General features: G+C 46.1%; 13 protein-coding genes. 8 read left to right on the forward strand and 5 right to left on the reverse strand.

The features are described from left to right. The first annotated feature begins 193 nt into the window (after nt 1-193). The 7 genes from AC812_RS13655 (at nt 194) to AC812_RS17700 (ending at nt 6,385) form a co-directional block, all read left to right on the forward strand. The gene (locus AC812_RS13655) at nt 194-385 is read left to right on the forward strand and encodes a hypothetical protein (RefSeq protein ID WP_061917424.1); all 192 of its coding nucleotides are present in this window, start codon (nt 194-196) and stop codon (nt 383-385) included. Then, the gene (locus AC812_RS18025) at nt 382-1,059 is read left to right on the forward strand and encodes a hypothetical protein (protein WP_201797718.1); all 678 of its coding nucleotides are present in this window, start codon (nt 382-384) and stop codon (nt 1,057-1,059) included. Before AC812_RS13655 ends, AC812_RS18025 begins: the two co-directional genes overlap by 4 nt. Nucleotides 1,060-1,087: 28 nt before the next feature. Beyond that, the gene (locus tag AC812_RS17690; protein ID WP_157235479.1) at nt 1,088-1,225 is read left to right on the forward strand and encodes a hypothetical protein; all 138 of its coding nucleotides are present in this window, start codon (nt 1,088-1,090) and stop codon (nt 1,223-1,225) included. A 227-nt stretch (nt 1,226-1,452) separates the two neighbouring features. Next, nucleotides 1,453-1,611, forward strand: coding sequence for a hypothetical protein (locus tag AC812_RS17695; protein ID WP_157235482.1), 159 nt, complete (start codon nt 1,453-1,455; stop codon nt 1,609-1,611). Nucleotides 1,612-1,702: 91 nt separating this feature from the next. Beyond that, nucleotides 1,703-4,567, forward strand: coding sequence for a hypothetical protein (locus AC812_RS13660; RefSeq protein WP_145962571.1), 2,865 nt, complete (start codon nt 1,703-1,705; stop codon nt 4,565-4,567). Continuing rightward, the gene (locus tag AC812_RS13665; RefSeq protein WP_145962572.1) at nt 4,480-5,793 is read left to right on the forward strand and encodes a hypothetical protein; all 1,314 of its coding nucleotides are present in this window, start codon (nt 4,480-4,482) and stop codon (nt 5,791-5,793) included. The genes AC812_RS13660 and AC812_RS13665 overlap by 88 nt, the downstream gene beginning before the upstream one ends. Before the next feature lie 55 nt (nt 5,794-5,848). Then, nucleotides 5,849-6,385: a hypothetical protein gene (locus AC812_RS17700; RefSeq protein WP_145962573.1), complete on the forward strand. Its 537-nt coding sequence runs from the start codon at nt 5,849-5,851 to the stop codon at nt 6,383-6,385. A gap of 125 nt (nt 6,386-6,510) precedes the next feature. On the opposite strand, the gene AC812_RS13670 is transcribed toward AC812_RS17700, so the two are convergent. The 3 genes from AC812_RS13670 to AC812_RS13680 are packed head-to-tail and all read right to left on the reverse strand — an operon-like array spanning nt 6,511 to nt 10,325. Beyond that, nucleotides 6,511-7,101 carry a hypothetical protein gene (locus AC812_RS13670; RefSeq protein ID WP_061917433.1) on the reverse strand — a complete coding sequence of 197 codons (591 nt, stop codon included), beginning with the start codon at nt 7,099-7,101 and terminating at the stop codon, nt 6,511-6,513. Then, entirely contained in the window at nt 7,079-8,887 is a 1,809-nt protein-coding gene (locus AC812_RS13675) for an FtsK/SpoIIIE domain-containing protein (protein ID WP_061917434.1), read from the reverse strand. The genes AC812_RS13670 and AC812_RS13675 overlap by 23 nt, the downstream gene beginning before the upstream one ends. Continuing rightward, nucleotides 8,871-10,325 carry a glycosyltransferase family 39 protein gene (locus AC812_RS13680; protein ID WP_061917437.1) on the reverse strand — a complete coding sequence of 485 codons (1,455 nt, stop codon included), beginning with the start codon at nt 10,323-10,325 and terminating at the stop codon, nt 8,871-8,873. The genes AC812_RS13675 and AC812_RS13680 overlap by 17 nt, the downstream gene beginning before the upstream one ends. Before the next feature lie 62 nt (nt 10,326-10,387). Here AC812_RS13680 and AC812_RS17705 point away from each other — a divergent pair, with 62 nt between their 5' ends. Then, nucleotides 10,388-10,723 carry a hypothetical protein gene (locus AC812_RS17705; protein WP_145962574.1) on the forward strand — a complete coding sequence of 112 codons (336 nt, stop codon included), beginning with the start codon at nt 10,388-10,390 and terminating at the stop codon, nt 10,721-10,723. A 237-nt stretch (nt 10,724-10,960) separates the two neighbouring features. On the opposite strand, the gene AC812_RS18315 is transcribed toward AC812_RS17705, so the two are convergent. Beyond that, complete coding sequence (locus AC812_RS18315) at nt 10,961-11,089, reverse strand: hypothetical protein (protein ID WP_272897784.1); 129 nt, start codon at nt 11,087-11,089, stop codon at nt 10,961-10,963. Nucleotides 11,090-11,365: 276 nt separating this feature from the next. Beyond that, nucleotides 11,366-11,881 carry a nucleotidyltransferase family protein gene (locus AC812_RS13695; protein ID WP_061917445.1) on the reverse strand — a complete coding sequence of 172 codons (516 nt, stop codon included), beginning with the start codon at nt 11,879-11,881 and terminating at the stop codon, nt 11,366-11,368. Between the last annotated feature and the right edge of the window lie 287 nt (nt 11,882-12,168).

Below are 12,168 nucleotides of genomic sequence, written 5' to 3' on the forward strand. Positions count from 1 at the left end.
ATTAGCGGTTACAAATCCTATAACTATTATAGAAGCAACAAATCCATAATCAAATTATGACAACTCTGTTTTATATGCCTATATCACGCGAGTTTGTCATCCTGATCGTGGGAGTTTTGTTTTATTGCATATCGGCTGTGATCATTACATTTGGCATATCACAACTGATTGATCACCTTGTCGGGAAAGAATAATGGACCCAACCCCAACCCCGCTGCCAACTCCCATGTGGATGACGGATATTCAATTGGCTGATACCGTCCAATTTCACATGGAACGATCAATTACCTATGGGCAGATGGCGGTTATATCCGCCATTATGCTTTTGCTCGTTATTGTCATCATCGTGGCGCTGTTGATTGTGGTCAAGGAGTGGTTGCAATGAGGAAATTTTCAATAACAACTCTATTGTTGTTGCTATTGGTTACTCCCAACAACGTTGTTCATGCCGCTGTACCAACAGGATACATTGAAACCATTAGTGATTGTACTGGCGTTATTACTGGGTTTGCATGGGACCCGGATTATTCAATTGGTGGTGTAGTTGTTTATGCCATGCTAAATGAAACAACAACGCCTTCTACATTAACGGCAATTGCTTATACAGTGTCCAGGTCGTCAGACAAATATTTTGAGCTAACGATTCCTTCTAAATATCGCAACGGCACAACTATATATATTCGGGTTCAGGATGTCAACAGTAAAAACACACCGACTGGTATATACACTACGATAGGAACGCTTTACATGAATTGCGTTACAAATACGCCAACTAAAACTAGAACCCCAACAGCAACGCCAACTAAAACCGCAACTATTACACCTACGGCGACATTCACTAATACGGCAACTCTTACAGTTACACCAACGGAAACCAGTACGGCAACTCCAACGATCACTCTAACACCAACACCAAAAGCCACCATTCCAATACCAACATTCACGCCCGTGTTTGAGATTGCTATTGCCACAGATACGACCTTTGTAGTTTACGGCATTGTGGGATCGGGAGACGTGGCAGCCGCCAGTTTTTTTTGCTCGCGGCACTCGTACTATTGATATTCGGCATAGGTGGAGTAACTAAAAAATGGCTGCACTAGAACCATTGACAATGGACATTCTTCAAAATGCGTTTTACGGATTTTGCCTGGTATTGACGGCGATCACCGTTAGCCACCTACTGGTTCGTCAATTGAAATGGTTTTTCTGGATAGATGATGAATGAAGAGTTTGCCTATTTCCAGATAGCGATGGCGTATGTATTCGGGCCAATCATTCAATGGATGATTGCGCTATTCCTCGCCATGGGATTCATGGCCGCGTCATTCGTTATCTGGTTAGGATTACTACGAAAGATGTCCAAGTTATGAAAGGGGGTGATCCACTCTACAAATCCAAACGTTTAAGCCTTTTGTATTCAGACCAAACTAAACAGAAAGGAGGTGAGTCCCCATGCTGTCGTTCAGCCTTGACTTTTCGGGCGTGTTCTCGAACGCATCCCAGATCGTCAACGGTCTGTTTCCCGTGTACCTGGTCCCTCTGGGTATCACCCTGGGCATCGGTATTCTGGGCGTGATCGTGAAGGCTTTTTCCTCGATTATTCGCGGTTAAGCCGAATCTGTCTGCGTTCAAAACACACCACCCCACCTCATGGGGGCTGCCTCAGGTGGGTAGCCCCCATGAGGCCATTCAGGAGGTTTGTATGAAAAGGTTACTTGTACTTGCTGGTTTTATAGCGATGTTTCTAGCCCTAATGCTAATTGCATCAGCGGCCAATGATGTTTACGCTCAAACACCAACGCCAACCACAACACCAACAGACCCAAACGCAACGCCTCATTACTACTTGATTGAACAAGATTTTGACCTGACATTTACACAAAATACAAACGATTATCCACTTCCAAAAGCAATGACGTGCGGTCTAGATGAAATGCGCGCCGCATCATTTACCGCTCTTTATCACTCAAATTCAGTTAGTGACCCCGCTGGTGGGAATATTATTTTCAGTATAAATAAATCAGGTACTGGATATACTGATTGGCCAGTTGTTTATGAATGGTATACTCCAAGCAATACTAACAATGTGACTATCCAGGTAAATGCGTGTGGCGGTAGGGGAGATGGAACGAATTTAACTTATTGCGAACAACTCAGGCAATTAAAGGGTAGTATTGAAGCATGGAATATAGTCACTAAGAATCTCAATAATGAGGGAATTTCCAGAATACAAAGTGTATTTGCATGGAAGCAGAATGCAGGATGGTATGTAAAATTATTGAATGTTTCGCTATTATGTTACGGTACAAATGAGCCATTGCCTAAAACGGAATTGAATTGTTGGGATTATTTTGAGATTGGCCAGCAAGTAGCCACTGATACCGTAAAGCCGTATAACGATGAGACATTACCGCCTATCCTTTGGGAAGGTGAAAATGGCAAGGCAATGCCTGGCATAGAAGGTGGTAAATGGTATGCCGTAGAGGTAACAGACCCTTATTGGATGGATGGAACAGGTGAAACGCAATGGTATCCGTCATACAAGGCCGAAATGTCGCCGTTCTGGTCGCTTGCAGGGGCGGTTGAATGGTACGAATTATCCCAATACCCTAATGGTTGTTGGCAGCCGTTAGGCGATTATGGCAAAGGTCGCTTATTTTTCTATGCCGATGAGCAGATCTCGGATTATCTGCATGGTATCAGGGCCTACAACGAATATGGCGATTATTTTGATAACCTCGGCCTCATGCACTACAAGGTTAATGAGGCAGTATACAATCCACCACCAGCGGCCTGCGAGGCTAATTTTGATATTGGGGAGTTTGTGAATACAATACGTGTCCCTGCATGGTATTCAGATGGATTACCTGTATTTGCCTATTCATCGCCAATTCCAAACACCACCTACGTGATTGATATATCCTCCGAGCCATGGTTTGACGAAGAAGGTAAACCTCAACACGGTGTGGATATATCCATTGATGGCGGTCAAACATGGGTGAACATTCGTGATATGAACGGCGAATGTGAGGCAGAGAAAGGGGTTGGCGGTTATAAGTACTATTTCAAATACGTTGCAGGGCGCAATTATCGAATACGGGCATCCGATGGCAATGACCCGCTGGAATATCTTGGAAATAAGGGCTATGTAAAGTTTTCTGTTTACACAGCCACATCTTACAAGGCCGATGGTGCATGTTCTCAATCATTCACACTCGGCAATGTGTTGAAAACCGGCAGTATACCGGCCAATCTCAGCGGGGGAGATCGCATCCAATACAACCTCACCCCTAACAACTGGTATGCCATTGAGATTGTGCCTCCGCCGTGGTCAAATGCCGGTGTAGAGAGCAAAGAAGCGGATATATCCGGCGGTGATTCCGGCTGGCAAACCTTTTATCCGTTGGCCGACTTTCCGGGTGTCGCTTGTGCAGAAGAAAATGACGGCTATAAAAGGATTTATTTCCGCGCTCAATATTCTCAATACTTGCTTCGCGCCCATGAGGATGTTTTGCAATACGAGGATAATTCGGGGAGCGTAAACTATAAATTGTATGGGGTTGAGGTGTCAGCCTCAAATCCGCCGCCGGGTTCTTGCGAATCGGCGTATAACACAAATCGCATTGTGGTCAGTTTGCCAATTTTGTATGCCAATCTCGAAAATGGCATTGAATTGAAATTAGCACCTGGTAAATACATGCTTGAAACCATGGAAGGCCCTTGGCTGAACGAGGCCACGCCATCTTATGATGTTGAAATTACCAGCGGCGGCCTATTGGGTACGTATGTGCCAATAAACAGCCAGGGGGTATCTGACCCATTAGAGTGTGTTGTGCCGTTATCAGATGGATTACATTACCGTGCTTATTTTTCGGTTGAGGCAGGAAAATATTACAGGGTTAGGGTACATGACCCGGAGGGTACTTTTGCCACGAATACTGGTCAGATGGTGATAGCCATATATCGTGTATCTGACATTAACGAACCACCCCCCGATCCAGCGGATTACACCGTGAACGGGTGTAATTCGATATGCTTGCGTCCAGATTCAATTCTCGATGTGCCAGAATGGATTGAATACAATCGGTGTGCGTTCAGCAAATGGATTAGTTTTTGCCCATATCATGCTGAATCGCTTATGTCTGTCCTTGTTGAATTTAATAACCGTGAGCCGTTTGGTACACTTCTGCAATTCACCTCATTACCTCAGAAAATTCAGGAGGAATTTAACCAGTACAGATGGGCAGACGCTCAGGGTGGCGATGGGGCAGAAGTTTTAGGTGGTGGTGTGCAACCTTGGGAAATACTGGCACAATTGCCAAGCAGCAGCCCATTCAACAATGGCCGAATAGATATTGTGAAGCCAATGACGCCATTTTCAACATTCTGCCAAAGCGAAATGACCAAAGCCGTTGGGGCTAAATTATCTGCGCCAATGTGTTTTGCTCTAAATGTCCTGAATGGACTGGGAGTAAATAAATGGATAAATACTATTTTCAACCTGGTTCTGGCTGGCGTCTTTTTTATGTATATCTACAACGCATGGATAAAGCAATTTGGAAACTAATTGCATTGCTTATCCTGCTATCAATGCCGGTGCATAGGGTAGTAGCGGATGGTATTCCCTATGCTCGGCACACTGTTACAGTGCCTCTATTTATCGAGGACATTGTAACTAGTGTTCTGCTTGCCAATCCGGTTGATGGGGCAGAGTATTACGCTGTTACGGATATAACCACCCACGGCTCTGTGTATGTGGTATCGGTTGCAGCCATAAAGGGGTGCGATCCTCAAAACTGGAATCTGGATTGTGCCATCAAGTTATTTACGATAGCCACAGATGGCACATTCAGCGGATTAGAAGGTTCACCAGAATATGCAAGCCTTACCAGTGCATTTATGAATGATTATGAGCAATATAAGCCTGGCACGCTCAATGATGGCACGGTAGGGGGAGACGATGGCGATTACTCTAATTCAACCTTGCCGGTTTTACCATTCAAGCCTGGAACAAAGGTTGTGATTGGCTCTCGTGGGATACATGACGCAGGATTTTCTTTAACCGGATGGAAAGCGATTGACCTGGTGAGCGGTACGGACATTGGCTCAGGAGCTGCGCCCAATGAGGTTTATGCCAGTGCCGATAGCGAAATCACTTACGTTTGCCGTGATGATCACAGCGTGGCCGTGCGTGCTGGCAATTTTCTTTATGCCCATTTACAGGACAACGCCAACCTCACGGTTGGTTATAACCTGAGCCGTGGCGTCAAATTTGCCTCGATGGTGGTTGGCAGTTTTACGGACACTTGCGGATGGGCTAACCAGCAACCTAATCATTATCATTTGCATTTTGGCGTTCCAGGTGTTACATCAGTACAATTCGCCGGTTGGACACTACGACCTTTTGAGGGTGGTTTTGTAAATGGTAATACTTGGGTGAGAGCCGGTGATTATCTCTACAACCCCGGTTTGACTGGTGGTGATAATTCAGCCGGTGACCCAGCGGAGCAAATCAAACAGGGTAACTCATTTTGGGATGGCATAGTATCAGCCATGATCAATGTGATCAGGGATGGAATACTGGAACGCTTCCCTGAACGGTCAGAAACAAATTATCAGGATGTTTATATCAACGCTAGTAGCGTTGTTTTACGTGTGTTTTTCATCATGCTATCAACTTCATTCGATTTATCGTTTTTTGCATTTTTTATGATAGCAATGTTTATCCTAGAACCAGCACGAGTAATTTACAAACTCTATATGAGCATAAAGAAAGCCATCCCGTTTGTGTGAGGTGATTATGTTTAGACGCACTCATTTTGTAATGGCAGAACCAGGCATAAATCCCATGGAAATACCGGAAGATCGCAAGAGAAAACCGGTTAATCCACTATTGTTATTGTTTGGCGGTATGATTGCATTATCGTTGCTTTGCGGAGGTGTTATATTTGCCGTAACTGGCAATAAGCGCGCATCTGCCGCCGATAGTCAGACACCTACAATGACCACAACCGCAACCCACACACCTACTCCAACAGCAACGCTAACCAGATATGCAAGCATAACCGCAACCTACCAACGGATTACGGCCACGGCCACGCAAACCAGTACTCCAATGGCTACACAAACCCCTTGGGTACAGGAAGTAACCCGCATTGTGGCGGTAGATCGCCCCATTTATGTAGATCGTCCCGTTTACAGTACGGTTGTAGTGCCTATGCCAATTGTTGTTACAGTCATCCACACTCAGATTGTGGTGGTAACCGCAACACCAACATTCACGCCAACACCAACCGAAACGCCTACTCCAACGTTAGAAACAACCATAGCACCAACCGAAACACCAACTCTAACGCTGGAAATGACACAAACACCTGAAAATTAGTGTCGTACAATATAGTCGTACAATACATATTGTGCGACACTATGGCCGCAAAAACCCCCCGAAATTAGGGGATTCGGGGGGTTTTTAATCGCTTAAACTGCGTCGCACAATGTTTTTATCTGGATTTATTTACGGGGTTTAAGCGGGACCCACAGGACGGCCTCAAACTCTTTTCCGTCCCATTCTGCGCCGCCCGGCCCTAGCAAATCCACCTGACAAATCCCCTGCTCAAAGTCGCAAACAACCATATCCCCTCTATCGAAACAAACAAATGAACCGATAGAGGGGATTTCTACCCATGTGCCGATTGGCCATTCTGGCGGGCAGGCTGCCCCAAATCCCCATACAGATTCCCACGGGATACCTGAGAAAGTCTCAGACATGCACCAGTTAAACTCGTCTGACCAAAGCCAGCAATTTATATCCCCTTTTTGGGGATTGTAATGGGTTAGTTTTATGCGCTGATTGAACGGGGTACAGTCGTAACAGCCTATTTGACCCTGCCAGCCAAACGATTTATCACCTGCCCCCACAACAGCGGTTGGTATGGTGTACCACCTGTCTGATGGCGTTTGGGTGGCGGTTGCCTCCAACGTTGGAGTGGCCAATTGGCGCACTCTTGGAGTGGGCAGATCCGCCTGATACGCATATACGCTAGTGGCGCAGCCAGTAAGCAGGATGGTTATAAGCAGGCTAATTGTGATTGTTATCCTCATCCTCATCCTCGTTGATGGCCACCAGGCGGCGCGCTCGTGTACCAGCAGATGGCTCGACTTTGTATAGGCTCGATCCAATAACGAATGTCTGTTCTTCCCACTCTTGTAGCCACGACATTAATTCTGACCTTGTTAGTCCACGTGGGCCGAATTGCTCATAAAGTTTTTTGATTGCAAGATAGCCGTTATCGTTTTCCAAAGCCCATTGCTGGATTTCAAGGGGTGTAACATCATGCCCTTGATTGATCTCCGTATACTGCCCGGAGATCGCTCCCTGAACGACATCATGGATTATTTTTTCGTTGATATAAGGCGTTTGGATAGGTATTTCTTCAACCCATTGTAGTATGCACCTACCAGGGGGGTTCAGGCCCTTAGCGTGACCGTTGTCAATGATTGCTTTACTGGCTTCGATGGTGGGGGTTGAGAAGGCGAGTTTAGCAGGTAATACCGCTTTGACACGGGTTGAAACAACTTCGCTTTTCGGCATCTGGGTGCAAAGCACAACGTGAATGCCAACAGCACGGAAACGCTGAGCAATGTTAGTAAGTATTTCTTCACTTTCCCTCCCAATTTTAGGGTCTAGTTTTACATCTCCCCACTCGTCAATAAACAAGACCAGGTGGGGCATGTGATTTTTACGGTGGTGCTGGTTATAGCGTGCAATGTCCTTATAACCAGCATTTTTCATAATGCTAATTCTGCGCTCCCCTTCATCCAGCAACCATTTCAGCATTTCAGGCACTTGATTACGGTAATATGCAATACCGCCCTCAACCACGTTAGGCACACTGAGCAGGTGAGGTATTCCCTCATAAAAACTAAATTCAAGCCCACCTTTCAAGTCAACAAGTAATAATTTCAATCTTTCCGGGCTATTTCTGCGTATCAGTGTGCAAAGTATGACGTTCAGTATATTTGATTTACCACTCCCGATTGTTCCCCCAATCAACATCGAATACATCGTACCCAACGAACGATAAACGGGCTTACTGTTGACAGTAACGCCAAGGGGTATTGAAAGACCATCGGCACTTGCGGGAAAGGCATTGAACATATCCTGATAGCGCACATGGTCAGGAATACCAAATACACCTGTTGCACGCTCAACGATAAACCATGCCCCGGTTTTTTCTGAGTACTCCCCGCTCACCCTGCGCCCACAGGCAATGGATAAATCCGTCAATACCAGTTCGTCAAACAAATCACGTATTGCCACCCCACGGGGGAGGTGCATAATGTCAACACGAAAGTAGTGAGCATCCGGCTGCATAACAACATAATCAAACCGGACGGATTGTTTTCCTGAAAACATAAAATCACGCTCAGATTTTTTATATCGGTAACACTTTTCCAGCCGGTCAAGCGTGTTGATAATCCGGGCTTTATACAGTTCTGCTTCTTCCCGGAGTGTATTTTCTAGCAGTTCCCTGCGCTTGACTTCTTCGAGGTATTGTATTTCCTCAGGCGTGAGTTTCTTTTCACGTTTAAGCAGTTTCGGTATATCCCATAAGATCAGCCTGCGCCACGGGTTCTTAGGCGGATGAGCAAAGATTGTTTTTTGATAGGGGTTCTTTGCCTCATCAGGTTCGCCTGCTTTTTCTGATTCCGGATTGATTACGATTGTTTCAGATGGTTCAGTAGTTACTGTAACATTTGTATCCGGTGTAATCTCGCCGGATTGTGAAAGCAATTTACCGTTTGTTTTCGGCGTTACACGGTATACGCGATCTTTGATTGGTTTATCTGGTTCAATTCGCCGTATGATCTTACCAAGACTGTTCATAAAGATATATCCCCAATGTCTTAAGCGGATTGTCCTCAACCGTGATTAACTCGCTGGACAAAGATTTAATCTTGTCCGCAAGGTCATGTTCACACTGCGTAGATAGCGGGCCCAAGGCATAAATAAACCATACACGTTTGGCGGCCGGTATTGTCTGTTGAAATCCAAGAGCCTGCCTTGTTTTATTGGACAGCGCGCCGGGATCATTGCCGCAGTTTGGCATTACGTAAATCTGCAATTCCGGCATTGCCCATTTAAGAGTGACGGCTGGACCGTCATTGGTAGCAAGTACGACATCGCCAGGCTCATAACCCTGATTAAGGATTGACTGTATCCGGTCCACATATTCCGCTTTCATCACTGGTGGCATGATATAAACCGCCGCCAGGCCGATAACCAATATCGGCGTAATCAGTATTGACGAAAACATAAATTTCAACTTGCTTTTGGTGATCACGCCAGAAAGCAGGATATAAACAACCGGGGCAATTGGCAGAAAAGCACGATGGAGTAATACTGGTTGCCAGAGCAGGCTTACACAAACCGCAAGCACAAATGGCGCAAGGATGATTGCAAGCAACTCTAATTGTTTTTCAAACAATCCCTCGACTATTGACCAAGTAAATAAGCCATACGCAAGCATGATAAATAATGCTTGCAACGGTTCAGGGGTTGCGTGAGATAAAAACAGCATTTGCACAACGTATAAAACCGCACCGGGAGTTACCGGCATGATCCAGTAGTTACCGTGTATCTCCCGCATCTGAGAAAACAAAACCGGCAACCAGATAACGGCATACAAAAATACGGGAATAACAAACGATAACAACAAATCCTTTGGTCTAGCCCGATCTTCCGGCTGCCATTTCTCGAAACCATAATATCTATCGGTAGATACGATAAGCGGATGGGGTAACTCACGCTTAGCAGCAATCAAAAATAACACAAACGCATAAAACAATCCGTAATTGTGAGTAAATAGCAATGCGGTTACGCCAATGGCAACCGGTAAAAACTTGCGCCGATTGACAAAATAGAGTGTCAAAAGAAACTCAAAACTGAGCAGGCTATACATGCGTGCTTCCTGAGCAAACCACAACTGAGCGGGCATAAGAGCCGTCAATGCGGTGGCCAGCAGGCGCGCTTGTTTGGATTTGAGATAATCAGCGGATAAGAACCAGACAATTACAACACATCCCACAGAAAATACCGCTGATATAGCCCGTATCTGCCACGCACCAACACCAATAACTCTTGTTACCAGCCACACAAGCAGGTAATAGAGTGGGGGATGAGTATCCCCCGCGATTGCATCTAGCAGGGCTGGCAAGTCGAGGCGCATAAGCAGGCCGGTAAATGCCTCGTCATACCAGTACGGCGCGGCATCGAGGCGGTAAAAGCGAATGATTGTGGCTATCAGGAAAAGTAAATAAATCATAGAACTGGTTTTCTAAACCTTTTGGTAATGAGATAAACAATCCTGTACCACCACGAGGATGATTGACGGAGTTTGTAATCTGCTTTTACGGCCTGCGTTTCGGGATCGTCCTCAACCGCCTCGTCAATCTCTCTGCGGATTTCCGCTTTTTCGGTTGGGGTGAGGCGATCTGTCCATGCTTGCGCCGCACGATTCGCCAAACCACCGCTTTTTCTACGCCTGCGCCCACTCCCAAGGCCAAGGCGGTTTGCCAGGTTGAAATAATCCGTCATCTGCGGCTCTTTTTTGCGCTTTCTGCGCACCCGGCCAACGCCTGGTGCAAGGCGCACAAGGCCACGCTGGCGGTGGCGTCTATCACTAACCTCAAAGACATTACCCAAAATACCAAGACCCGTTGACCGTTTGCGCCGTCCCATAATTACCCCCTCACGGAATAGATTAACGTCAACAGCAACAACACCAATATAGAGCCTGGCACAAGAGCGCGCAGGAAAGCACGGAAACGAGATTTGATAAAACCTCTATCTGCGATAATCCATGCAACGACAAGAGAGAGCGTGATCATAAACAGCACTAGCAACGTGTGATCACGCATTGCATACTGGTTGATCAAGGTCTCAAATCGTGGCGTCATATTAACCTCTGTCATTTTCTCTTCGTTCTTCAAGTTCGGCAATTTTTTCTTCCAATTCAGTAACTTTTCGCATTGCCGCAATTAACTCTTTTTCGAGTTGCTTTATTTGCTCATCAATTTCATCCATCATTTTCGTTTTTTCATGTCCTTTCTAAAACTTTGCCGGTTACGCTATCCGGCTTGCCGTCACCTCACGTATTCCGCAGGGTTGAGTTTAGTTGAGTTTATCGGCAACGCCTAACCCGTTATGACAACTAACGCCATTTGGCGTATATGATGGCGGGCTGGGATTTGAACCCAGTGTGCTGGTCTGGTCTGCGGTCCCACCAGCAGGAAGCCCGCAGTTAGCAACTCTCCCGCGTGTTCCCACCACGCCGCCCGCCAGTGTTTACGTTTAGTTAAGGTTCTAATTTCTCTCTTCTGGCTTTATCCAGCCTATACCACAAAGATTAAAAAAGTCGTTTTCTTCTGGGGTATGAAGCGTCTCCCCGTTCTCGACATGATGAATCGCTCCATCTCTCACAACATAAGCAGACGGTAGAAAACCGCCGTACCGCTTCGGAGTAACTAGTTTTTTTGAAAACTCTGCACCCCCAGTGCGGAGCGCAAAGATTACGCCCCATTCGGCAGGTGGTAAAACGATGAACAAGTCCAAATTAATCCCTTCTGGTAATATATACTGCTTGTAACGTTCTCCGTTCTTAATCGCTGGGGCTGGTAAAGAGAGATTAAAATAACCGTTTGGGTTTCCGAAAAGGTCTCTGACCATCAATGGTATTGCCACAATCTCTATATCCCCTACTTCTGACTTTCTCCGCCTGATACTCCCAGCAATCTCAATGCGTTTGCAGAACGGTGCAAGCATTTCTAAGTACTTACTGGCAGTCCTCTCGGCTAATTCGAGCGGGATTTTTGTTTTCATGCTACTAGCCTCTTTGCGTTCTGTATTCAGCGTTCCGCGGTTTTGGCAGAACGGTTACGCATTTGCCAGCGGATTTTAGCCTGTATCGCCGGGGTGGGCGCACGCCGCGGCTTGCGTGCCATGCGCTGCATTGGTTTTAGTTTCGGATATATGACTAACTCGCGATTAGCACGCTGGACGCTGATCAATCCACACGCAGACAATCGCTTGATTTGCTCATGTGCATTACTGTAATCCACGTTGAGATCAGTACACAATCTCCGCAGTGAGCGCACCCCACCAGTCGA

The sequence above is a fragment of the Bellilinea caldifistulae genome, assembly GCF_001306055.1.
Lineage (GTDB): Bacteria > Chloroflexota > Anaerolineae > Anaerolineales > Anaerolineaceae > Bellilinea > Bellilinea caldifistulae.